This window comes from Segniliparus rotundus DSM 44985 (assembly GCF_000092825.1).
In the GTDB taxonomy this organism is placed as follows: domain Bacteria; phylum Actinomycetota; class Actinomycetes; order Mycobacteriales; family Mycobacteriaceae; genus Segniliparus; species Segniliparus rotundus.
On sequence record NC_014168.1, the window covers coordinates 1,286,161 to 1,309,381 of the forward strand.

Here is a 23,221-nt window from a genome sequence, read left to right on the forward strand (position 1 = left end):
CACTATAGCGCGGGGCGCGCGGCACACCTCTGTGCGGTTCCTTCTTGCTTTGCGCAGTGCTCGCGACTTGGGCCGTTGTCACGCGCTCGGCGCCTCCCAGGAGCTTTTGGCGAGGCGAGCGGCCCCGGTTCAGGCGCGGCCTGCGTGTTTGTTCGCAGCAGGAGGTTCTTTGTCCCAGGTTTGCGGCAGCAGAGGAACGGTCGGCCCGGTGGCGAACGCGCCATCGGCCAGCTTTGTGCAACCTGAGGCGTTGACTTCGTGCTGCGCGAGGGCCCCGGCGTTCGGGGAGCCCGCGCCCGGACCTGCCGAGAGAAGGCCAGAGGGGCTTCCGGGGGCAGCGCCCGCCAAATCGGCATGGCCATTCTGCGGGGCGGACGATAGTGGCCCGTCCGTCCAGCCTTTGTTAGGCTACCCTATACTTACTTCTGTTCACGTTGGTGTGCAGCGGCATTGCCCCGCGGTTTTTCTTCGTCGAGCTCTGAGGAGCCTTGCCATGTATGAGCCCCATGCCTCGCCAGAGGCGGGCAGTCGTCCACTCCCGAGCTTTCAGCGACGGATCTGGCTCGTCCATGAGCGAACCCCTGGCAGCCCGGCCCTGAACAGCTGCCGGAGTTATCGCCTTTCAGGCCCGCTGGACGTCGGGGCGCTGCGCTCGGCCGTCGCCGAAGTGACGCGTCGCCACGAGATTCTCCGCACGACCTACGACATAGGTCCAGGCGGGAGCCCGGTGGCCTTCTCGCACCGAGAGCGGCCGCCCTTTTTCGCCGAAATCGACGTGTCCGGTATGTCGCCGCAGTCCTGCGAGCGCAGGCTTGAGGTGCTTGTGCGCCGAGAATGGGGCCATATTTTCGCCCTGTCTTCCGAGCCGCTTCTGCGAACAAGCGTGTTCCACCTCGCCGACGACGAGCATGTGGTCGTTTTCGTCGCGCACCGCATCTGTTGGGACGAGGACTCATGGGGTGTGTTTTTCACCGAGCTCAACCGCCTGATGGCGGGAGAAGAGCCGCCCCTGCTTGGCTCCCAGTACCTGGAATTGGCGCGCGCCGCGGACGCCGAGAGATCAGAGCGCTTCTCGGCCGAACTCGCCTACTGGCGTGACAAGCTCCGCCACCCGCCCGAGCCGGTGGAGATCCCGGGGGAGCGTCTGACGGCAGCTCCGAACGCGGCCCCTGAGGGCTGGCACACGTCGGAAATCCCCGAAGAGCTTGTGCGCCGGGTCCGTGACTTCTGCCGGCAGGAGGACTGCGAGCCGTTCGTCGTGTTTTTGGCCGCGTTCGCCGCTGTCCTCTGGCGCCATGCGCGCGCGGACGACTTCCTCATCGCCGTTCCGGCGAGGACGCGGGCCCTGCCCGCCCAGCGGCAAGCCATCGGGAACTTCGGCTCCGTCCTGCCGCTGCGGCACCGTGTGTCCTCGTGCGACACCTTCCGTTCGCTGGTCGCGAGGACCAAGGAATGCTGCGCGGGCGCGTTCGCGCACCAAGGCTTGGACCTTGGCGATATCGTGCAGGCCCTACGCCTCAGCGAAGACGCGGACCGCACGCCGCCGGAGACGGAGGACTTAGAACGCTTGGTCCGCGTCGGGTTCGCAATGCGCGAGGCGGCGGCGGAGCTGGCAGACGCCAGGCCTGTGGGATCGTGCGGCCCGGCTGCGGGGTTCCCGTTGGTGCTGACGGTCCGATTGCTCCGCGACGGCGCCGTCGCGGAGCTGCGCCACGCGGCAGAGGTGGCGCGCCCGAGCATGGCGGAAAATCTCATGCGCAGTTACATTCTCTTGCTCGCCCAGGTCCTCGACGGCTCCGACCGTCCGCTTGCCCAAATCGAACTGCTCGACCAAAAGGACAAGGAGCGCATGCTCGGCTGGTCCACCGGAGAACGAGTGGACCGGGCGCCGGCCACGCTCTCGTCCCTCGTGGAGCAGCAAGTGGCGCGAACCCCGGACTCGGTCGCGCTGGTCTCGGGGGAGCTGCAGCTCACGTACCGTCAGATGAACGAGCGCGCGAACAGGCTCGCCCACTGCTTGATCGGCAGGGGGCTCGGACCCGGCGACATCGTCGCCATCGTGATCGCGAACTCCGTCGAATTCCTGATCGCCATGCTCGGCGTCCTCAAAGCGGGCTGCGCGTACCTTCCGGTCGACCCGGAGTATCCGGCTGAGCGCGCCGCGCGCATGACGCGCACGGTGGAGCCCAAGCTCGTCATCGACCTCGCCAGGCTGGCCGAGCTCGAAAACACAGCGCACGCGCATCCTTCGTCTGATCCGACGGACGCGGACCGGGTTCGTCCGTTGCGGCCCGCGAATCTCGCCTATGTCATACACACCTCCGGATCGACAGGCGAGCCCAAGGGCGTCGCGGTGCCGCACGATGCCATCGCCGATTACATCGGGACGATCCGGGCGATGCATTGGATGGGCCACGAGGACCGAGCGCTTCTTGTGACCTCGGTCAGCTTCGACGCCTCCCTGTTCGACATCTTCGGCACGCTCTCCTCGGGCGCCCGGCTCATCGTGCCGAACGGGCGAGGGGCCGATTTCGCCGAGATCGAGCATCTGATGGGCAAACATCAGGTCACCATGCTGCACGTGGTGCCGTCGATGCTCAATATTTTGCTGTCTGTGCCGGGCAAGGGCCAGTGGAAATCGCTTCGCAAAGTGCCTGTGGGCGGCGAAGCGTTGTCCGGCGAGCTCGCCGACAGGTTTGCGTCTGTCATCGACGCCGCGCTGGAGAACTTCTACGGGCCGACCGAAGCCGTGCTCGCCGCGACGCGGTTCGCGGTCCCGAAATTGCACGGGCCGGGCGCGGTCCCTGTGGGCGCGCCGCTGCCCAACAATGTGGTCTACGTTTTGGACGACTCGTTGGAGTTGGTTCCTCCTGGCGTGGTGGGCGAGGTCTATCTGGGCGGCAACCAACTCGCCCAAGGCTACTGGGGCAATCCAGGGCTGACGGCCGAGCGGTTCGTCGCAGACCCGTTTTCCTCTTCGGGCAGGCTGTACCGAACGGGCGACCTCGCCCGATGGGACGACAGCGGCGTGCTCGAATTCCTTGGCCGAAGAGACGAGCAGGTCAAGGTCAGCGGTTTCCGAATCGAACTCGGCGAAGTGGCTTCCGCCGTGTCCGCGCACCCGTTGGTCGAGCACAGCGTGGTCGTCGCGACAGCCCTGCCCGGCCTCGGACGGTCTTTGGTGGCCTACCTGGTGCCCGCATCGCAACGGGTCGACGTCGCGCAGATCCGCGCCCAGGTGGCCACCGTGCTTCCCAAGCACATGGTGCCGGCCGTCTTCATGGTGGTGGACAAGATTCCGGTCACCGCGCACGGCAAGCTCGACCGGAAGGCTTTGCCCCAACCGAAGATCGCGCCCGCTTCGCGGTTCCGGGAGGCGGAGACATTGACCGAGAAACGGCTGTGCGCCATTTTCTGCGGACTGCTCGAACGCAGCCGGGTCGGCGTGGACGATTCTTTTTTCGACTTCGGCGGGCACTCGCTGCTGGCGACGAGGCTTGTGGCGCAGATCCAGGCCGAGTTCGGCGTCGTCCTCGACGCCCGGTCTCCTTTCGAAGCCCCTTCTGTGGCCAGGCTCGCCGAACTTGTCGATCAAGCCAGGAAGACCGCGCCTGAACGCGCGTTGGGAGTTGGGAGCCAGCGATGACAGAGCACGGCACATTGGCCATCATCGGCGCGGGCCCGAAGGCAGTCGCAGTCGCTGCGAAGGCGAGCGTCCTGCGCTCTTTCGGGCAGAGCGTTCCGAGGATTGTGGCCTTGGAGAGCCGCGAAGTCGCGGGCCACTGGCTGTACGGAGGCGGTTGGACCGACGGCCAGCAGCGGCTCGGGACGAGTCCGGAAAAGGACGTCGGTTTCCCGTACCGCTCGACGCTCCTCTCCGGCAAAGGCGTTGCGCTGAGCGAGGCCATCGCTCGTTTCAGCTGGCAGGCGTACCTTGTGGAGAACGGCCTTTTCGCGGACTGGGTCGACCGCGGCAGGCCGAATCCGAAGCATCAGACCTGGGCCCGCTATCTCCAATGGGCGGCCGCAAAAGCCCAACTCGAAGTGATCCGGGCCGAAGCGACCTCCATCACCTGCGAGGACGGGGGTTGGCGGGTATGGGCCAGGACTGCGGACGGCGGCCAAGAAACAGTTGTCGCGGACTCGTTGATGATCACCGGGCCGGGGAGCGCGGACCACGTGTTGTTGCCCGACCACCCGCAAGTGCTCAGCGTGTCCCGGTTCTGGGGGCTGGTCGTGCGGCGCGAGCTGCCCGAGTCGTTCCAGGTCGCCGTGATCGGCGGCGGGGAAACCGCCGCGGCGGTGGTGAACGAGCTCATCGAGCACCGGGAGGTCGGCGTGGTGACTGTCCTCTCGCCGAATCCGACGTTGTACACCCGGGGCGAGAGTTATTTCGAGAATTCGATCTACAGCGACCCGGCCGGGTGGCAGGCGTTGCCGCTCGCCGAGCGGCGCGAGGTGATCCGGCGGACGGACCGAGGCGTTTTCTCCACGCATGTCCAAGAGGAGTTGTTGCGGGACGAGAGAATCGGGCATCTGCGGGGCAGGGTCGCCTACGCGGTTGACCGAGACGGCCGGATCGATCTGATGATCCGCAACACAGGCGGTCCGGACGTGATGCGCAGCTTCGATCTCGTCGTGGACGCGACGGGGGTGCGGCCGCTGTGGTTCCTGGACCTGTTCACTCAGGAGGCTCGGGATTTGGTCGAGCTCAGCGCAGGCTGGCCGGTGACGAAGGAACGAGTGGAGGCGGTCATCGCACAGGACCTTTCCATCGCGGGGATGGAACCGAAACTTTTCCTGCCGGGTTTGGCGGGCCTGGCCCAGGGGGCAGGGTTTCCCAACCTCAGTTGTCTCGGCTTGCTCGCCGACCGGGTGCTCTCCGGTTTCGTCGGCGAGGGGCCGAGGCAGTCGCTGCGCTCCGCTGCCAAAGCGTGACAATTCTCCGCGCAAGGCAATGCCGTGACGGGGCGGCGTGTGTGCGAGCCTTCGTCGTGCTCGCTTGTCGCGTCTTGCCTGTTCGTGGCTGTCGCGCGACGTCGGAAACATGAGTCGGCCTGAGGCCCGGCAGCTCGCTCCGCCTCGATAATGTAGGGTAGCCTTGCCTGACAACGAGGTCGGCTTGTGAGAGATTTGGGTTTGCTGATGCGTATTGTGTCGTTCGGTTATCAGACCTGGGGTCGGAAAACTCTGCAGGCGCTCATCGACTCGAAACATCAGGTGGTGCTCGCCGTCACCCATCCGGCGAGCGAGGATTCTTACCGGGCTATCTGGTCTGATTCGGTCGAAGAGCTCGCGCGCGAGCACGGCATACCCACACATGTGACGGAACGCGCTGACAAGGACACTATCGATCTCGTCAAACGATTCGATCCGGATGTCATCGTGGTGAACAGCTGGTACAGCTGGATGCCGCCGGAGCTGTACGAAATGCCGCCGCACGGCACGTTGAACCTGCACGACTCCCTGTTGCCGAAATTCACCGGATTCTCGCCGGTTCTGTGGTCGTTGATCAGCGGTGAGACCGAATTCGGGCTCACCGTCCACCGGATGGACGAGCAGCTCGACACCGGTGACATCCTCGTGCAGCGGGCGTTGCCGATCCCCCCGGGAGCCACCGGGACCGAGCTTGTGCTCGCCGGACTCGATCTCATTCCAGAAGCGCTCAACGAGGCGTTGGACGCCCTAGAGTCCGGGACCGCGGTCTGGCGGCCGCAGAAGAAGGACGAGCGCACGTATTTCCACAAGCGCTCCGAGCGCGACAGCCGTGTGGACTGGTCCTGGCCGGCCGAGGACCTCGAGCGGTTCGTCCGTGCCCTGTCCGAGCCGTACCCGCGGGCATACTCGCATTATCGTGGCGAAAAAATCGAGATCTTGTCCGCGACGGTGTCACAGGCCCGCTATGGCGGCGTTCCTGGCAGGGTGATGGCGCAAGAAGGCGGCGGGGTGGTCGTGTGCGGCCCCGATCCGCATCGCGGAGGCAATTTCGGACTGCTCATCACCCGCGTCCGCGACGCGGCCGGGCAGGAGCACAGCGCGGGAGAATTCTTTGTGCGCGGCGGTTACTGCACCGACACGCCTTCATGACGCGCCGCCTTCGGGCGAACTCAGCCGTGGCCTTTTTGCCCGAAGCGCCAGTAGCCCACAAAGGTGACCCGGGATTTCGGCAGGCCCGCCTCGTTCACGAGGTAACGGCGCGCCGAGGTCGCCAGCGCTTGCTCTCCCACTGCGAAGGCGTAACACGACGAATCCGGTCGAGACGCGGATTTGAGCGCCTCGAGCGCGGCTTGTCCTGGCCGTGCGTGCGGGTCCTTCCTCGGCAGCCAGGTGATCTCGATATGCGACGAGCCCTTGGGCAGAGGCTGCGCGTCCGCCGCGTCGGGCACCTCCACAAAAGCACGGGTGGGCAGTTTCCCGCCGGATTCTATGATGCCCATGATCGCGGGCAGGCCGCTTTCGTCCGAGACGAGCAGTTGCTCCGTCGCGTCCGCGGGCGGGTTGTAATAGCGCCCCTGGTCGAGGACGCCGACAGGATCGCCCGGCTCCACCCGCGCCGCCCATCTGCTGGCGGGGCCGCCTTCCTCCCCATCGGCCGCCGCGCCGTGCGAGACCATGTCGACGTCCATCTCCGGGGCTTCTCCGTTCCGGAACGCGCGCACGGTGTAGTTCCGCACCCACGCCCGGTTCTTCTGGCTCGTGGCGAGGTACTGCGCGTACCAGAGATGGCTCGCGGTGCTCGGCAGCCAAAGCTCGCGCTGGCCCTCGCGCAGGAAAAACATGCGGAACCATTGGTCCGCCCCCGAAGGGGTGAAACGGTCCAGATCGGCCCCGCCGAATGTCAGGCGGAGCATGTTCGGGCTGATCTGCGTCTTGCGCAGCACGGAAAGCCGGAGCACGCTCGGGCTGGTCGGTTTGATCGGATGGTTCATCGAGCGCGGCGGCCTTCCTGGTCGAGCGAAGCGGCCGCCATGGGGCCGCTTCGTCAGCACGTGTTCTCTGCACCTGGGCAGAAGATAAGGATACCCTAATTATTGTCCTGCCGCATCGCAGCAAGCGCCGCTGAGACTTCGCGACGGAGGTCTTGCCCCTGCGCTCTGGCGTGCTCCCGCTTTCCTGGACTGGGGTGGTGTTCCGATTCGTGCCGCACGCGCCGCGGGGGAGCGCAGGGGTTTGATAGGCGAAGGGCGGGAGGTGCCCGGGGACGGTCCCGCCGCTCGTGGAGCCCGTGCGTCGAAAAGGCCAGAACCTGGAAGGGCGCCGCTTTTTGCTCACGCGGCCGCCCCGCCCGCTTCAAGAATGTCGGAACGCGCCCCGCTCTTCGGCGAGGGCGCCGGGCTTGTCGATCAACTGAAGGGTCCGTCGGCCGACCAGTTCGCGCATCACCAACGAGGTGTTCGTCCGCCGGACCCCCCGAATCGCCAAGACTTGGCCCGCGACCCGGTAAAGATCGTCGGCGTCGCGGGCCACGACTTGGATGAGCACGTCGTCGCCGCCGCTGAGCCCGAGCACCTCGATGACTTCGTCAATTTCTGACAACGCTGACGAGACTTCGCTCAAGAGTTGCTGCTCCAGTTGGGCGCGGATGAACGCGCGCATCGGATATCCCAGGAATGCGGGGTCGATGCGGTGGTCGAACGGTAAGAGCACGCGGCGCTGATCCCACCGGTTCAGGCGGGCGTGCACGGTGTTGCGCGAAACCCCGCTCTGCTCGGCCAACGCGATCACCGACGCGCGCGGCTCTCGCGACAAGGCGGTCAACAACCGGGCGTCGAGAGCGTCAGCGCCCTCTGCGCTTGTCATTGTGCCCGTCCGGATCGATGTGAAATCTGCTCCATTTATGCATTATGCACTATCAAGCTCGGACCAGTTGCTCACATTTGTGAAAAATGATGCACTTTTCTCAACAATCCGCGAACAAGACGCACCGAGCCGAGCGCAGTTCTGCGTCGAGAGAGTTCTCCGTCGAGGGAGTTCTCAAGGGACCGAGGAGCAGCCATGACGATCACCGGCAACGCCACACGAGCCAGCGGCGGCGACCCGCTGGAGCAGGTCGCCGAGCAGGTGTTGTGGCTTTCGACGGCGATGATCCATCACGCGAACCGGGTCCGTCCCAATCCGAGCGGCATGAAAGTCGGCGGTCACCAAGCGTCGTCGGCTTCGATGGTGTCGATCATGACGTCCCTCTGGTTCGAGCAGCTGCAACCCGGCGACCGGGTGTCGGTCAAACCGCACGCCTCGCCGGTGCTGCACGCCATCAACTACTTGTTGGGCGAGCTGGACGAGAAGTACCTCACCACGCTGCGGGAGTTCGGCGGTCTGCAGAGCTACCCCAGCCGCTCGAAAGACCCCGATCCGGTCGACTACTCGACCGGATCAGTGGGCATCGGCGCCACTGCGCCCATATGGGGCGCGTTCGCCCGCCGCTACATCGACACCGTGTTCGCCAGTGCCGGCGTCGGCCGCCAGTACTCGTTGGTCGGTGACGCCGAACTCGACGAGGGCGCGGTGTGGGAAGCGATCCTGGACCCCTCGGTGCAGCATCTTGGCGAGATCGTGTGGATCGTCGACATGAACCGCCAGTCTCTGGACCGCGTTGTTCCCAATATCGCGGCCGGACGCCTGGAATCGATGTTCTCCGCAGCTGGCTGGCAGGTCATCACGGTCAGATTCGGCGGACTCCTCGAGGAGTTGTTCACCCGCCCTGGCGGGCAGGCGTTGCGCCGCCGCATCCTCGACATGCCCAACCCGGAATACCAACGCCTGCTGCGTTGCGCCGCCGCCGAACTCCGTGAGCGGCTGCCAGGAAGCGATCCTGGCGCCGACGCGATCACCGCGCTCGTCGACGGGCTCGACGACGCCACGCTGATCGCGGCGATCCGCAATCTCGGCGGCCACGACCTGAACACATTGCGCGACGCCTACGCCCAGATCGACGACACCAGACCGACCGTCATCATCGCCTACACCATCAAGGGGCACGGCCTGCCGACCGAGGGGCATCCGCAAAACCACTCGTCGCTGTTGAGCGAGGAGCAGTACGCCGAGCTTGCCCAGACTCTGGGCAAGGACCCCACCCGCCCATGGGCTTCTTTCGAAGACGCGAGCCCTGCCGCGCGACTGTGCGCGGCCGCCGCCGCGCGGTTGCGCCGCGACAGCGTGCCGTTGGGCGCGCCGCCGACCGTGCCTGTCGACCTAGGCCGCACTCCGCCCGCAGTCTCGACGACCCAAGCCGCTCTTGGCCGCGCCCTGCTCGACCTCGTCCGCGAAGCCCCCGAAGTCGCCAAACGCGTCGTCACGGTCAGCCCCGACGTCAGTTCGTCGACCAACCTCGCCGGCTGGTTGAACAAGGTCGGGGTGTGGTCTATCGACGAGCGGCGCAACTGGTTCGACGACGACCGCGAAACGATCATGCATTGGCGGGAAAAGCCCACCGGCCAGCATATGGAGCTGGGCATCGCCGAAACCAACCTCGTCGGCTTGATCGGCGAACTGGGCGCCACCTGGAGCCGGTGGGGGCAACCCTTGTTCCCGATCGGCGTGCTCTACGACCCATTCGTGGAACGCGCGTTGGAACCGTGGTCCTACGGGATTTACGCCGGTGGCCAATCTATCCTGGTCGGCACGCCGTCCGGGGTCACCCTGGCCGCCGAAGGCGGCGCGCACCAGTCCATCAAGACCCCGTCCATCGGACTTGAGCAACCAGGCTGCGTCAGCTTCGAACCGGCTTTCGCCGTCGAGGTCGAATGGACGCTGATGGACTGTTTGTCGCGGCTGGGGCGGCCTGGCGGCAGCTCGTCCTATCTCCGCCTGTCCACCAGGCCCGTGCTGCAAGAGCTCGCCGCCGTCCCCGCCGACCCCGCGGCGCGTGCGCGCCGCCGCCGCCATGTCGTCGCAGGCGGCTACACCCTCAGGCACGCCGACAAACCGGCCGTCACGCTTGTCGCTGTTGGCGCGTTGGTCAGCGAATCTCTGGCCGGCGCCGACCGTTTGGCGCAGCTCGGAGTGGCGGCCGAGGTCGTGTGCGTCACCAGCCCGGGACTGTTGTACGAGGCGTTGCAGGCGCGCCACGGGCTCGGCGAGGCCCCGTCGTGGATCCTCGACCAGATCTTCCCAGCCGAGCGGGCCGCGCCGATGGTCACCGTTCTCGACGGGCATCCCCACACGCTGGCCTTTTTGGCCACGCTTCACCGTGTTCCGGTGAAATCGCTGGGCGTCAGCCGATTCGGTCAGGCCGGATCCTTGGACGCAGTGTACAAATACCACGGCATCGACGCTGAGAGCATCGTGCGCGCAGCCCTGGACTTGGTGCAGTGACCGGGTCCAACCGCGAGGCGGGTTGGTCTGGCTGAGTTTTTGTGCGCGCTCGCGTTAGCGTGTTTGCCCGGGAAAAGGAGTGCGCGGTTCCCCGCGTCCCAGCACCGCTGGAGCTTGTGCTCGGCCCGCTCAGGCTGGCCGCACATCTCGCGTCAGGTAGGCGTGGGGGCTGGTTCCTGTGGCTGCGGTGAAATCTCGGGTGAAGTGGGCTTGGTCGTACCAGCCCAGGCGTGTCGCGAGTTCGGCGAGCTGCAGCACGGGGTTTTCGTGCATCTCCGCGAGGGCGTCGTGCAAGCGGCACCGGCGGATCATCCATTGCGCGCCCACGCCCACATACGTGCGGAGCAAACGCTGCACGCTCCGTTCGCTCAGCGCGTGCCGCACGGCGATCTGGGCCACCGCGGTCACCGGTGAGCTGCGAATGTCCGCGACAAGCGCGGCCACTTGGTCGAGGTGGCCGTCGTCCTTGGTCACGCGCAGCGCGTCGGCAGCAGTGATCAGCGAGGCAAGGCGGGCCTCGTCATCGCCGCAGTCGTGCAGCGCCGACAACGCTGGGTTGCGAAGCCGCACCACACGGTCGGTCAACACATGCGCAGGCTTGCCGGTCAGTGCTGTGAAAGCGCCGGGGGCGAATCGGATCCCATAGCTGTACCCCGTGCCGGACAGGTCGATGTCGAACCGTCGGGTGACCACACCATGGACCAGCTCTGCCGGCATCGCCTGTCCGTAGCGGGCAGCTCCTGCCTCAGCGGTCACATGCACAGACGGGTAGGAAATCACATGGGCAGGCCAGGGTTGCGGGACGCGCAGATCCCAGCGCGCCGACCAGAACCAGTCGATATAACGCGCCAAGCGCTCGGGCGGCGGCGCCGTGCGCAGCTCGAACACCGCCCCCGCGTTCTCCGGTCGCAACACGCCAGCAGGAGGTGGCGGATTCGTCCAAGACGGCACCGGCCCAGGCTAGCAAGAATGGCAGACATGTCCCGCACACCGCATTTTCGCCCCCAGGGCTACACCGCCATCACCCCATTCCTGGTCGTCTCCCCAGCTTGCGATGCGATCACCTTCTACCAGGAGGTGTTCGGCGCGACAGTCGTCGACATCACCGGCAATCCAGACGGCACCGTCGCCCATGCCGAGCTCGACTTCGGAGCTGGTCGACTGCAGTTGTCCGATCCAGCGCCATCACATGACTTGGCGGCGCCTGACGGCGGTCGCGAGGTGAACCACTCATACGCGATCTATGTCCCCGACGCGGACGCCGTCTTCGCCCGCGCGGTCGCGAGCGGAGCGGCGCCGTTCGCCGAGCCGTCCACCTTCGTCACCGGCGACAGGTTCGCCGCGTTGCTCGATCCGTTCGGGCACCGATGGGCGGTCATGACCAGGGTCGAAGATGTGGACCCAGCAGAGGCAAAACGCCGGATCGACGAATGGGTCGCACACAACGCATGAGTCCATATCAGATCCAATGGTCCAGCAGGCATGCTTCTTGGCCGTCTGCTGCTCCCTGGTGATTGCGGTGACGCGACGGGTCCTCAGGGCGATCTCCCGGCCTCTGCAGTTGTCTCGCTCAGCCATGTGCGGACCACACCGACGCTCCAGCGGAACCGCGGGCGTTGCCGCTCATCTGCGGTTCCGTGGAGCGGGTTGGGACACACGTTGGGGTACGAGAGGAAAAAATCAACTCCAGGGTCACGAAAATAGATCGTGACCTGCGTCGGGCTGACAGGATTTGAACCTGCGACCCCTTGACCCCCAGTGCATTGATTTTAGCCGTTATTGCTGTTCAAAGGGAATTTTTGGCGATGAGAGACGTTCAGGGGCGAGCAGGTCGTTCGGCATCGCTCAGATCGTGTGGTCCCCAACTGGTCCCCAGCGGAAGAAGCGCGATGTCGATGCGCTACGACCGGAATGTCGGGTCTAATTGGCGCCTATGAAGAGCAGAACCATGGTGAAATACGCAGACACGAGCGCTGCGCATTGGATGATCGAGACGGCGATGCTCGCTCGTCGTAGCCCGCGAAGGCGAACTGAAGCTATGGCGCACACGGTCGCTCCGATAAGGAGCGCGCATGAGCTGATCCCGATGATCTGCATGACGAGCACCGCCCCTTCCCTCCGGGACTCGTAGTCATCGGGGCTGAGCGCCCAGTAGTCGCGGTCTCCGAGCAGGCTGAAACACGTGCAGTAGCTGAGGATGCTGCTGGCGATCACGAGCCATACTGCCCACTGAAACAGTGTCTTAGCCCTTGCCGGACGTTCTTCCAAAGGCGGGCTTTCGAACCATCGCCTGATCACCAGTTGAAGGCTTTGCTCGGAGTCTCCGAAACACCAGGGGTCGTCACGGGCTTCTGCGCCTGGTATTGCTCGCCATCGCGAGTGATGATCGTTGGGGACGGTATGAAGTCACCACGAGTTTTGTCGCCTTTGAAACATGGCGAACTGCCCTTAAGCATCACCGGATACTGCGCGTCTGATTCAACTTGGAGTTCATAGCCGTCTGGCGCGGTGGCGAAACGGTTTGGCTTGTTGAAGCCTTCGCGGTCCTTTTCGACGCGCCATCCCCAGTTTTTCCAGATGTCCCCGATCTTTGCCACAAGGTCGAGGTTGTTGGTTCCGGGCGGCGTGAGGATGGTCCGCGCGTCCGTGTATCTGGCAGGATCGTTATGGTTGTTGAGGCTCCCGTGATCGCTGCACGGGATCACTGTCACGCTTGAACCGCCGTAGCGTGAGTTGTCGAGGGCATAGCCGTCTGGTAGCGCTTGGAGCGTCTTGACGTAGTAGCGGTACACCGCGTCCTGCGCTTGCTGCGTCGTCGTCGGCATGGGCTCCATCGGGGCTCCTTTCACGTTGGGCGGAGGGCGTTCACCCTGTTCGGTGAATTGGGATATCCGGTCGCACCCGCTCGCGGAGAAGGTCACCGCGAGCAACAGTGCCGCTCCTCTCGTCCAAGCCTTAGTGACTCGGGGTGACATGACTATTGTCTCCGATCAAGATGTGTCCCATATTTTTCATTGCGGGGTTGTCCGGCTTCCAGTAGCTATCGTGATCTCCGGTGCCTCCGTCCATCTGGTGAGCGTCAGCCCATTCGGTCGGACTGACCCCCAGGCCCACAGAATCGGTGAGGCCAACAGTATCGAGCAGGTCTCCCGCGATGTTCGCGACATCGATCGGATCCCAATCGCCCTTGCCGACGAACACCTCCGCTTTGGGGGCCAGTGAGAGGCCGTGCGCACTGTCCGCTAACACACCGGGGCTCGCCAGCAGCGCCACCGCGTCGGCGTCCAAGTGGTTGCCATGGGTGGCGGCGGCGCCGACCTCGACGGTTCCGTAGGAGTGGCCGAACACGGTGTTGTAGGAGCGTCCACCCGCTGCTGCGTCGTCGTGGGAGGCGCGAATCCCCGCTTGCAAGTCGTCGAGCGCCTTCGCGCCGTTGAGGGCGGGGTCTGGGTCGCCGGCCCACGGGCCTTTGCCTTCGATCCCGCTGATGGTCATCGGCCGGTCGTAGTTCAAGAACTCTGTCATCGAGAGCTGGTTTTCTTTCAGCTGCCCGTGAGATGCGTCTACAGCTGCCTGCATTATCGCTCGCGCTTTTTGGTCGTAATCCCCAGCTTGTGTCAGGTCGGAGAAGGTGCCTGGGACGAGGGTGCCGTGCTTCAACGCGTAGTCCGGGTTGTAGATGGAAATTTCCGCATGGTCCTTGTTATCGATGAAGCCGAGGAATCGGGGTCTTCCGTCTTGGCTGCTTCGGTCGAGGGTGTCGCGCACATTGTGGTAGCCATTTACCGCGTTTTGTAGGTCGGTGCATTTGTTCTTCCAGTCCGCGTAGTCCTTCTGGTACTCCCCGAAAGTCTTCCCGCCGAAGTGAGGCGGTCCAGGCGGCTCTTGTCGGCGCAGCTCGTCCAACTGCTGTTGTTTCTGCTCGGTGATTTCGCCTAAATGCCGCTCGTTGTAGTAGCTGCGGCCCCGGTGGTCGCCTGGGGGGTCGAAGGGGATGCCGCCGTGGTTGCCGATGTCGTGGTGGCGTTCGTAGATGTCGTCCTTCTCCTTGGGGGAGAGCTGTTCCCACAGGTCGTGCAGTTGCTTGGGGTCGCTGGGTATGTCCATGCTGCCCGCCGCGATGGCCTTGGCTTGTTCGTGGGCGGTTTTGCTGGGGTCGTAGGGCTCGAAGGGCTGGCCTTTGGTGTTCAAGGCGAGTTTGGAGAGGTCCAAGGCTTGTTTGATTTTCCCTGCCCAGGTGTCGCTGAGCTCTTCGAGCTGTCGGACGAGGTTCTTCACGTCTATGTCGAGTTCGGCGGCGAGCAGGTTCACCGCGTCGAAGATCTGCTGGGGGTAGCCGGTGGGTAGGGGTTTGACCTTCACCGTGAAGTCGTCCGCGACAGTGAACGGCTCCCCACACGGCCAAAACAGCCCGTCGTTGGTCTGCAATGTGATCGAGTCTTTCTCCACGCCCTCGATCAGTTGCAGCAGCGTGTTCCGGGAGCCGCCGATGAACCCCTCGGCCTGTTCTAGCTGGCCCGCCGTGTCGATCAGTCGCGCGTGGTTCTCCCCGTAGATTCGCCCGGTGGTCGTGGATCGCGCCTGGAGCGCGTCGGAGGCCTGCCCGGTCCACTCGTCCCCGCCTGCGGGGAAGCGCAGCCGGTGCGGGAATTGGGCCTCCTCCGGCTCGATCTTCCCCGCCCGCGTCCGCATCGCGGACGCGATCTCTCCGAGCGCGGACGGGTCCATCGCTTCCAGCAGGGCGCGGGTGAGCGTGCCGCTCATCCTGGAATCCCCAACTGCTTGATAGACGCCTTCGCGGCCTCGTCGGTCTGCTCAACCTGGTCGGCGGCGGAAACGACCGCGTTGCCGAGCCATTCCAGCTCGTTGCCGAAACGCTTCAAGAAGTCCTCGTAGCCGGTGGCCGCGTCGTTCAGCGCGTCCGACAACGACAGGCCCCGCAAGCGCTGCGAGCCGGATCGCAGCGAGTCGGGTACCGGGTCGGAGCGCAACTCGTCCGCAGCCGTCAAAACGTCCCGCCCAGCCTGACGGGCCTTCTCGATGTCCAGTTTCACCGCGCGCCCTCCTGGCTGATCCGGTACGCCTCTCTCTGGCGCTCAACGATCTCGCGGGCCTTCGAGCCCCGGTACACCTTCACCTCGGAGCCGTCCTGGGCCTTCACCGTCCGATCCGGCTCAATCGGCGGCAAGCTCCTCTTATACGCCTCAACTCGTTGCCGCGCCGTCGCGTGCTGGTCGGCCTCCTCCTCGTTTATGCGTTCCATGTAGTCGAACCGCATTACCCGCGCGCCCACGTCCTCACGCCGACCGTAATACCCCATGCCTAGCACGCTCCTATTTTCTTCGGCCCGAAAAAGGCCACCGCGTCATTGCCACGACAATACCGTGCTCAGAGCACGGGCACGGCCTGAAGGCAAATGCAATTATCGGGCTCTTCTCTAGAGGTCGCCTGGCCCAGGTTTATTCCCTGGTGGTAGATACTTGCCATCCTGTTCCCCAAAAGATCCCCCAACACTCCTTGTGGGAGGCGGAAACCCCTCCCAACTGCGTCGGGCTGACAGGATTTGAACCTGCGACCCCTTGGCCCCCAGTACATCGATTTTAGGCGTTTGTGCTGATGGAAGCCTATTTCTAGCTATGCATAGCGTTCGTGGGGGAGCGGGTCGTTCAGCATCGCGCGTAACGTGTGATCCCCAATTGGTCCCCAGAATCGAGAGTGGTGGCCATCGCTGGCTCGGGGCGCGGCGGAAGTAAGTCGCCGATAAAGCGTGGGTTGCTGGGGGGCGACGTGTCGGGCGCAGTCTTTACGGTCCGCCCCATTAGCCATTCATGACAGATGGTTTCGACCAAGGGGTCCGTGTTTTCTTGCGTGGTTTCTTCGGAGCCTGAAGCGATATATCAATACTAGTGGTAAATGTGATCTATTTCATGCTATGGTCGAGTTGTCCAAAACAGATCACGCATAGTCGAGTTGCTGCGACCACGCTACAGCGGGCCCTGAACCGGCAGGCAATGGCAGAATGAGGAGCACATTATGGCGAGGGCTATTTCAGCCGATGGCGCGCGGGCGGGCGCAGTTCTGATCGAACGTAGCTATCGCGAAGGCGATGAAACGCAATTCTTACGGGAGCTGGTCCAGAACGGCCTCGAAGCCGGCGCAACCAAGATTCAGCTAGGTATCCATTGGCCGAGTGCCGCACCTGACTGGGCGGTCGGGGATCTCCCGGAAGGCTATACCTTTAAGATCCGTCCGCAACGCTACAGGATGGTCTATTACGACAACGGCAGCGGTATGGGCGAACGGATGGTGGATTACATGGCCGGTCTGCTCGACCTCGATTCCAAGAATCAGTCCGCCGGTGACCTGCATGGCAACTTCGCTATGGGTGCTCGCGTCTCCACGCTGCCGTGGAACAGGGCCGGGGTCATTGTGGCGAGTTGGACCAAGGAGTTCCCCGAGGGGCGGCTTATGTGGCTTCGGTTTGTACCGGATCGGTCGGTCGCGCTGGGCTACTACGAAGCTGCGACGTTGCGATGGGAAGACAATGGGAAGCCTTTATTGAATGAGGTTGCTCCGGCCGACCTGTTTCCGGAGTTCGTCTCGGACCGCCCGGAATGGCTCGGCCGCCCTCTTGGCGAAGCTGGCGAAATCGGTACGGGGACGATGTTCCTGTTTCTTGGGAACACTGGTCAGGAGCACACGTTCCTGGGCCCAGAGGGTAATTGGAAGACCCATACCGGACCCAACTACCTGACACATAGATATTACGCGCATCCGCCTAACGTAGAAATTCGGTACGAGGACCCTCGCTCCAGTGACGTGGAAGCTTGGGCAGGACGTCGGCGCGACCGGGTAAATCGATCTGCGCTCGATGGCTCAGAACCCGGGCCCAACGATCGGATTTTCAATGAGCCAGTCCGGCCCACGGGCCTATTGATGGCTGGGACTCTGTCGCGGAAGGCCAAGTCTCAGTCGGCTGCTATACCACTGCCAGATGGGGGTAGGATCTTAGTGAATCTTATCCACCCCGATGCAGTCCAGAAAGGTGGAGGCCGTCGCGGAGCCGAGAAGCCTGGTATTTCAGTTTTGTACAAAAATGAGCTGTATCATCGGCGTGAATCTGCGCGTGACTATCAGAAGTTTGCCATCTCATCGGCCAAGGTGTATCGCCGGCTTTCTATAATTATTGAACCTCGTGAAGCGGATGGGATCAATGACCCGCTCGGAGGTGTTTTCCCGGCATCGTCACGCACCTCACTCAACTACGTGCAGCCTACTTCGGCCACCGCTTCGGGACGTGATCTGCCTTGGGCTGTTTGGGAGCAGACGTTCATCGATAACATGCCAGGGTTCGTCATAGAGGCAGTCGAAAAGTCGATCCCGGATGATCATGAGGACATTGATCAAGACATAGTCGATAAAGTTGCACAACCATTCATGAAAATGTTCAAGCGCGTGATCTGGTTCCCCCGCGCGAATGGCCAGGTGGCAGGTACAACGAACGGCAACGGATCTGGTGGGACTATGGGCAGAAGGCGAGGCGGAGGCGGTGGTGGAATCAATGGATCGAAGCACGGCGGTAACAATGGATCGAGCGCGATTGGTCATCAGGATGGTGACGAGGACGGAGATACGCGAGATGGGTTTGTGTCAATTCCAGAGTGCCATTTTGATGCAGACTCATTCGATGATGAAGAGATCAATGCGCGTCCACGTATAGGCGTGAAGTACTTACCCGGTAAGACGGGGCAGCTCGGTAAGATCATGATTGATCCGAGGTTTCCTCTTCTAGAGGATGTTGAGAAATATTGGATCGAACATACCGCGCCGCCGCAACATGCTGACGCCAGGAAGGCAGTCCAGGTCGTCTACAAGACGGCGATGGCATGTCGAGTAGGGCAGATTCTCGCGCTCGCAGAAGAGCAAGGTCTCACTGAGGGTGAGCTTCGTGAGGGCTTTATGAGCGACGGGGCGCTTACTGCCTCGCTATTCGGACTTGCATCTGAGCACTCGGTCATCAAATCTAGGCTTTCGGGACGGTTGCGGAAGGGATAAGCCATATCTTGAGACAGGGGGCCTCCGAGATGTGCTCGCGCCTGAGTCTTAAAGAAGATCTCGATTATCTGGTTGCTGTTGGATAAGCATGCCAGCTGAAGACGATCTAGTCCGAGCGAAGTTTCGTTCCCAGGAGCATCAGCGTGGTCCAAGCAAATGGACCACACAAATTCCAGATGCCGTGCGATCGCCTTACAAGCGGCAAAAAACAGTCCCCAGATCCTGTGCGTGGCCGGTTCTGTGATTTCGGCTAGCGCACAGTTTCGGCGGTCAAGTGCGCTAGTGGTCCCCAAGCGGCCCGTATATGCTTTCCGCACAAAGGCGGAAACGCCTCCCAACTGCGTCGGGCTGACAGGATTTGAACCTGCGACCCTCTGACCCCCAGTCAAGTAGTCTAGGCGGCAGCCTTGTCGATTCGCGAGCACGTCAGCCTTGGTTTCTTCCTCAAGATACCGGGAAGTTGCGGACCAATTGCGGACCAAACCCGATTTTGACCGCCTCGTGGGTTGGGATGTTGCGCGCTCGCCTGGTACAGTGTTGCCGCTCGGGCGCATCGTCCGAAGCGGGCTGTGGCGCAGCTTGGTAGCGCATCTGACTGGGGGTCAGAGGGTCGCAGGTTCAAATCCTGTCAGCCCGACATCTTGTCGGAAACGCGCCGTCATTGAACGGCGTGCAGCGCGCGGGCGCTCTTCGCGTGGCTTGGCCTCTGCGAGCCGTTCACCTCGTGTTTGGCTGCCTGCAAGTGCGCGGTGAGCATGTCGCCAGCCTCGGTGACGTTCCTACGGTCGGGATGGATGTAGAGCTGCGTGGTGGCGAGGTTCGCGTGCCCGGCGATCTGACGGAGATCGTGCGGCTTGACCCCTGCGTCTGCAAGCCATGTCAGGCCGGTGTGCCGTAGGTCGTGGCGCGTCAGGTGCTCGTATCCGAGTTCTGTGACAACCTCGTCCCAGTGCGTTGCGTCGCGCAAGGTGGCCGTGGTGATGCGACCGCCGCGCGGGCCGACGAACAACCGTGCGTCGGGCCGGTAGTTCACGCGTTCAAGGTGTTTGAGGAAGATCGGGCGCACGTCTTCGATGATCGGCACATCGCGCTATCTCTTGCCCTTGGTGCCTTTGTCCTCTAACCCGCCTGGTGACGGTGTTTTATGGCGTCGTACCTTCCAGATCCACGTCTCAGTGTTGATGTCCTGGGCGCGGCATCCGCTGATCTCGCCGATCCTGGTCGCGGTGCAAGCCTCCGCGATCACGGCATCGCCCCAGCCCTCATATTTGCCCCATGAGCGGGCTACGAGTTTGGCCGCAAGCCCGGTGAGCGTGTCCCAGTCTTCTAGCGCCAGGGCTCGCGGATCGTCCTGGTCAAAGACTCGTCCGCGACCTCGCGCAGGCTCGGGGGACGGACGAGCTGCTCGTAATGCCCCGAGCGGGACACACCCAGGACCCGGCAGGCCGCCGCGACGGGCACACCGTCGTCGGCCAGCTCTCGGACCAGCCGGAACCTTAATTTTGGGAGGATGTTCTCCCTCGCGAAATACGCCGACGCCTTCTTGACGATCTCCAATTCCATCTCCAAGACGCGGTTTCGGCGGCGCAATTCGACCAGCTCCTTGCGCTCGTCGCTCGTCAGGCCCTCGCGTTTGCCCTCCTCGACCTCGGCCCTCGCCAGCCAGGTCCGCAGCGTCTGCTCGTTGATCCCCAAACCCTTCGAGATCTTCGAGATCGGCTGCCCACTCGTTCGAGCCAGCCCCACCGCACGACGGCGGAACTCCTCGGGATGCGCGACAGGCATCGGGATTCCTTCCGCTGACAGGACATCCATCCTGCCAGCGTTAGTGTCCGAGAAACCGGGTCAGGCCCCATATCGAGGGATTGAACGGCATGGTGAAAGACCAGGGAAAAGGCGCTCTCGGGAGCGCGGGGCGGCGGGGTGGATGCGAACGTGTCCGACCTGGCCGTTGCTTCCTTCCAGCACGACCGGCCCAGCGAGTTGGCGGTCGCCCAGATCGTCTGCGCCTTCGCGCAACAACGGGCCGCTAAGCGGGTCCGTGACCGCCAGCGCGCCTTGGACCGCTCGCGGCGCAACACGAACACAGACCAGTACGGCCCGTCGGTGCGGCAAGGCACACGCGCTCAACGCCGGATCCACCAAGTTCGTCCGGGCCTTCGCCGCCCACGGCTTGGCCGGGCCGTGGGCAGGGTCGGGTCCTGCGCCGACAACGCCGCGATGGAGTCGTTCTTCTCCCTACTGCAGAAGAACGTGCTCAACAGCCAACGCTGGGCCAGCAGGGACGAGCTGCGCCTCGCGATCATCACTTGGACAGAAAAGACCTACCACCGCCGTCGCGATCTGGGTGCCCTCGGGCGACTCACCCCTATCGAACATGAGACACGGCAAACTAGTCACCAGGCCGCCTGAAAACCCGAAACCCCACATGGAAACCAAAACCCCAGCAGACCCATGCGTTCGGACAAGCAGGAGGTAGTTGATATCATTTTCAGGGCGTTGTATGATGAATATCATATAATGAAATAATGTCCAGAAGAAGCAAATCAGTGGACAGCGGAAAGTTTTCAGATTCGATTCAGTTCGAGCTGAAAAATATCTCTACACAAATGTAAGTCATCGTAGTTCCCGGCATCGTTGAAGTGTGTAAACGCCTTGCCCGTAAGTTGTTGTCTCGCCAATATTTCTGTTAGGCACGGAGTCGCCAACCAGCGGAGAGGGCCAGTTTTTGGGAATTATTTAGTTGGCCACTTCAGCGCAGAACCAGATAGGAGAAGCGGTAGCGTGGTTATGTATCAAGGCTGCGGGCAGAGCACGCAAGCGTTAGTCGTTGGCAGCGGGATGGCGGGGCTTCTCGCCGCCCGGGTACTGGCAGACCACTTCACTCGTGTCGTCATCGTCGAACAAGACGAGATCACGTCCGATACTGACTACCGGCGAAGCGTACCGCAAGCTCGCCACCCGCACGGTATGCTCAAAAGAGGTGCCGACATCTTCGAGCGGCTGTTCCCCGGACTGCAAGCAGAACTCGTTTCAGAGGGCGCTCCGATCATCGACTTCGGTAAGGATCCTTTCTATCTCTTCCCGACCGGATTGGCTCCCAGGGCGGCCACTGGGATCCATGTGCAGATGGTTACACGGGGCACTCTGGAAAGACACGTGCGGCGACGCGTCCTTGCCCTGCCCCAAGTCACGCTCCGAAGCGGCTGGCATGTGGATGATCTGGTGTGGAACGAGCAATCTGCTCAATTAATTGGGGTACGGATCACACCTACTAAACCTCTCTGTGATGCTGCGTCTCCATCAGAGTGCGTCGAAGCGCGTCTAGTCATCTGCTCGACAGGCCGCACCTCCACCATATCGGACTGGCTGGAGCGCGCCGGGTATGGGACACCTCGCTCGCTGCGGGTTAACGGTCGAATGTCTTACAGCTCACGGTTGATCAAGCCTTCTGCATCGGTGGGCGGGTGCGTGCGCGCTGACGCGCAGTTAACTTTTGCTCCTTGGACACGTCGTGGTGGAACTGCCATTACAGTCGAGGGCGGCCAGCAACTGCTGACCCTGCTCGGCGCTGACGGAGAACTACCGCCCAACAACTCAGAAGCCTTCTACTCCTATGCCCAATCGCTCCAGCATCCAGGGATCCACGCGGCACTCACGGAGGCAGCAACACTCGGCCCCATCTACCGCATGATTAATTGCAACAACACCTGGACGCTTTTTCACCGCATGTCCTACTGGCCTGAGCGGCTGATCGTGATGGGAGATGCGTACTGTACCTTCAATCCCGTTTACGGGCAAGGCATGACGGTCGCGGCGATCGAGGCAGACCTCCTGGACAAGCTCTTGCGTAAGCGGAAATCTGATGACCTGTCCGGGCTGGCGAGAAATTTTCATCGACGAGCTGCCCGTGCGATCCGCGTGCCCTGGATGTTGACGACCAGCACCGATCTTCGGTGGACTCCCGAGCAGCAGAATCTCACTACGCGGCTGATCCACTGGTACACAGACCAGCTCCTCCGCGCCATTCCCGGCCGGCCGCACGTCTACCGACGATTCCTTCAGGCGACGCAACTGACCCGTTCCCCAGCGGTTTTGTTACACCCCCGTGTTATAAGCGCTGTCGCGGGCGTGTTAGCACGCAAGTGCCTCGGTACTCAGACCGAGGAAGGGGCCTGATCCGGTTTTCCGGATGGGTTGGTTGTTGGATCATGCCACACTCGCTGCGGCAGGGGGCAGGGTCTCATACTCAGCTTGGGAGAGGTCTCGGAGGCTGGCGTGTCGTCTGATGGGGTTGTAGAAGGTCTCGATCCATTCGAAGATGGCGTTGGCCAGCTCGGAGCGGGTGGACCGAAGCATTCGGGTCTTGGACCTCGCCCCCTTCCGTCAAGTGCGGCTCGCCAAGGGCTGGAGCCGCGCAGAACTAAACCGGCTCAGCGACGTTTCCGAGCACACTATCAAAGCTATTGAGAACGGCATCGTCAAAGACCCGAACATCGAGACCGTCGCGCGGCTCGTGAAGGCCCTCGACTTGCAGATGCGGGACGTGGTCAAGGTGCCCTACCATGTGCGGATGCTCTCGGACCTGCGGCACCTCGCGGGGCTCAGCCAGACGAGCCTCGCTCGCAGGGCCGGGATGAGTCCGCCCGCCCTCGCCAGGCTGGAGCGCGCCGAGACCGATATGACTGACGAGAAGGCGCAAGCCCTCGCCCGAGTCCTGCGCACCACTGCCAGCACCGTTCACGCCGCCTGGCGGCGTGCCAAGAACCGGCCACCAGGCACATCGGCCTGAACGAGCCGTCACCTGAACGCCTAAAACCAGACGCGGCTTCATCGGCGAACTTCGCTAGCT

19 protein-coding genes, 1 tRNA gene and 1 pseudogene are annotated in these 23,221 nt (G+C 63.2%); 10 read left to right on the top strand and 11 right to left on the bottom strand.

Annotation, left to right across the window (positions count from 1 at the left end; all coding sequences use genetic code 11):
• Positions 1–129 precede the first annotated feature (129 nt).
• Entirely contained in the window at positions 130–348 is a 219-nt protein-coding gene (locus tag SROT_RS17420; protein WP_041407018.1) for a PPW family C-terminal domain-containing PPE protein, read from the bottom strand.
• Positions 349–493: 145 nt separating this feature from the next.
• Here SROT_RS17420 and SROT_RS06555 point away from each other — a divergent pair, with 145 nt between their 5' ends.
• The 3 genes from SROT_RS06555 to SROT_RS06565 all read left to right on the top strand — a co-directional run bounded on the left by SROT_RS06555 (position 494) and on the right by SROT_RS06565 (position 6,087).
• On the top strand, positions 494–3,646 hold the full coding sequence (locus SROT_RS06555) for a non-ribosomal peptide synthetase (RefSeq protein WP_013138234.1): 3,153 nt from the start codon (positions 494–496) through the stop codon (positions 3,644–3,646).
• Positions 3,643–4,938, top strand: coding sequence for a SidA/IucD/PvdA family monooxygenase (locus SROT_RS06560; RefSeq protein WP_013138235.1), 1,296 nt, complete (start codon positions 3,643–3,645; stop codon positions 4,936–4,938). Before SROT_RS06555 ends, SROT_RS06560 begins: the two co-directional genes overlap by 4 nt.
• A gap of 207 nt (positions 4,939–5,145) precedes the next feature.
• Entirely contained in the window at positions 5,146–6,087 is a 942-nt protein-coding gene (locus SROT_RS06565; protein WP_013138236.1) for a methionyl-tRNA formyltransferase, read from the top strand.
• 20 nt (positions 6,088–6,107) lie between these two features.
• Here SROT_RS06565 and SROT_RS06570 read toward each other — a convergent pair whose 3' ends face one another.
• On the bottom strand, positions 6,108–6,929 hold the full coding sequence (locus SROT_RS06570; protein ID WP_013138237.1) for a siderophore-interacting protein: 822 nt from the start codon (positions 6,927–6,929) through the stop codon (positions 6,108–6,110).
• A gap of 361 nt (positions 6,930–7,290) precedes the next feature.
• Positions 7,291–7,800 carry an Lrp/AsnC family transcriptional regulator gene (locus tag SROT_RS06575; RefSeq protein ID WP_013138238.1) on the bottom strand — a complete coding sequence of 170 codons (510 nt, stop codon included), beginning with the start codon at positions 7,798–7,800 and terminating at the stop codon, positions 7,291–7,293.
• A gap of 195 nt (positions 7,801–7,995) precedes the next feature.
• On the opposite strand from SROT_RS06575, the gene SROT_RS06580 reads away from it, so the two are divergent.
• Positions 7,996–10,314: a transketolase-like TK C-terminal-containing protein gene (locus SROT_RS06580; RefSeq protein ID WP_013138239.1), complete on the top strand. Its 2,319-nt coding sequence runs from the start codon at positions 7,996–7,998 to the stop codon at positions 10,312–10,314.
• 129 nt (positions 10,315–10,443) lie between these two features.
• Here the strand turns inward: SROT_RS06580 and SROT_RS06585 are convergent, their stop codons facing one another.
• Positions 10,444–11,265 (bottom strand): helix-turn-helix domain-containing protein, encoded by an 822-nt coding sequence (locus tag SROT_RS06585; protein ID WP_148223369.1) that lies wholly within the window; start codon positions 11,263–11,265, stop codon positions 10,444–10,446.
• A gap of 18 nt (positions 11,266–11,283) precedes the next feature.
• Between SROT_RS06585 and SROT_RS06590 the strand changes: the two genes are divergently transcribed.
• Positions 11,284–11,766: a VOC family protein gene (locus SROT_RS06590; protein WP_013138241.1), complete on the top strand. Its 483-nt coding sequence runs from the start codon at positions 11,284–11,286 to the stop codon at positions 11,764–11,766.
• Between the two features lie 468 nt (positions 11,767–12,234).
• Here the strand turns inward: SROT_RS06590 and SROT_RS06595 are convergent, their stop codons facing one another.
• The 5 genes from SROT_RS06595 to SROT_RS06615 all read right to left on the bottom strand — a co-directional run bounded on the left by SROT_RS06595 (position 12,235) and on the right by SROT_RS06615 (position 15,634).
• Positions 12,235–12,528: a hypothetical protein gene (locus SROT_RS06595; RefSeq protein ID WP_013138242.1), complete on the bottom strand. Its 294-nt coding sequence runs from the start codon at positions 12,526–12,528 to the stop codon at positions 12,235–12,237.
• Positions 12,529–12,608: 80 nt separating this feature from the next.
• Complete coding sequence (locus tag SROT_RS06600; RefSeq protein ID WP_041407755.1) at positions 12,609–13,148, bottom strand: hypothetical protein; 540 nt, start codon at positions 13,146–13,148, stop codon at positions 12,609–12,611.
• Positions 13,149–13,269: 121 nt separating this feature from the next.
• On the bottom strand, positions 13,270–15,078 hold the full coding sequence (locus SROT_RS06605) for an alpha/beta hydrolase (protein WP_013138244.1): 1,809 nt from the start codon (positions 15,076–15,078) through the stop codon (positions 13,270–13,272).
• The gene (locus SROT_RS06610) at positions 15,075–15,368 is read right to left on the bottom strand and encodes a hypothetical protein (RefSeq protein ID WP_013138245.1); all 294 of its coding nucleotides are present in this window, start codon (positions 15,366–15,368) and stop codon (positions 15,075–15,077) included. The genes SROT_RS06605 and SROT_RS06610 overlap by 4 nt, the downstream gene beginning before the upstream one ends.
• Entirely contained in the window at positions 15,365–15,634 is a 270-nt protein-coding gene (locus SROT_RS06615; protein WP_013138246.1) for a hypothetical protein, read from the bottom strand. Before SROT_RS06615 ends, SROT_RS06610 begins: the two co-directional genes overlap by 4 nt.
• A gap of 713 nt (positions 15,635–16,347) precedes the next feature.
• Here SROT_RS06615 and SROT_RS16455 point away from each other — a divergent pair.
• Both SROT_RS16455 and SROT_RS06630 read left to right on the top strand, forming a co-directional pair.
• On the top strand, positions 16,348–18,369 hold the full coding sequence (locus SROT_RS16455; RefSeq protein WP_013138247.1) for a hypothetical protein: 2,022 nt from the start codon (positions 16,348–16,350) through the stop codon (positions 18,367–18,369).
• Positions 18,370–18,932: 563 nt separating this feature from the next.
• Positions 18,933–19,006 (top strand) — tRNA-Pro (locus SROT_RS06630).
• Positions 19,007–19,027: 21 nt separating this feature from the next.
• Here the strand turns inward: SROT_RS06630 and SROT_RS17045 are convergent.
• Positions 19,028–19,453 (bottom strand): tyrosine-type recombinase/integrase, encoded by a 426-nt coding sequence (locus SROT_RS17045; protein WP_049773320.1) that lies wholly within the window; start codon positions 19,451–19,453, stop codon positions 19,028–19,030.
• A gap of 242 nt (positions 19,454–19,695) precedes the next feature.
• Positions 19,696–20,154, bottom strand: coding sequence for a transposase (locus SROT_RS17050; protein WP_245535375.1), 459 nt, complete (start codon positions 20,152–20,154; stop codon positions 19,696–19,698).
• A gap of 352 nt (positions 20,155–20,506) precedes the next feature.
• Between SROT_RS17050 and SROT_RS17055 the strand changes: the two are divergent.
• The 3 genes and pseudogenes from SROT_RS17055 to SROT_RS06655 all read left to right on the top strand — a co-directional run.
• Positions 20,507–20,781 (top strand): annotated as a pseudogene (locus SROT_RS17055) (integrase core domain-containing protein); the annotation flags it as partial.
• A gap of 378 nt (positions 20,782–21,159) precedes the next feature.
• Positions 21,160–22,548 carry an FAD-dependent oxidoreductase gene (locus SROT_RS16465; RefSeq protein WP_245535391.1) on the top strand — a complete coding sequence of 463 codons (1,389 nt, stop codon included), beginning with the start codon at positions 21,160–21,162 and terminating at the stop codon, positions 22,546–22,548.
• 142 nt (positions 22,549–22,690) lie between these two features.
• The gene (locus SROT_RS06655) at positions 22,691–23,161 is read left to right on the top strand and encodes a helix-turn-helix domain-containing protein (RefSeq protein ID WP_013138250.1); all 471 of its coding nucleotides are present in this window, start codon (positions 22,691–22,693) and stop codon (positions 23,159–23,161) included.
• The last annotated feature ends 60 nt before the right edge of the window (positions 23,162–23,221 follow it).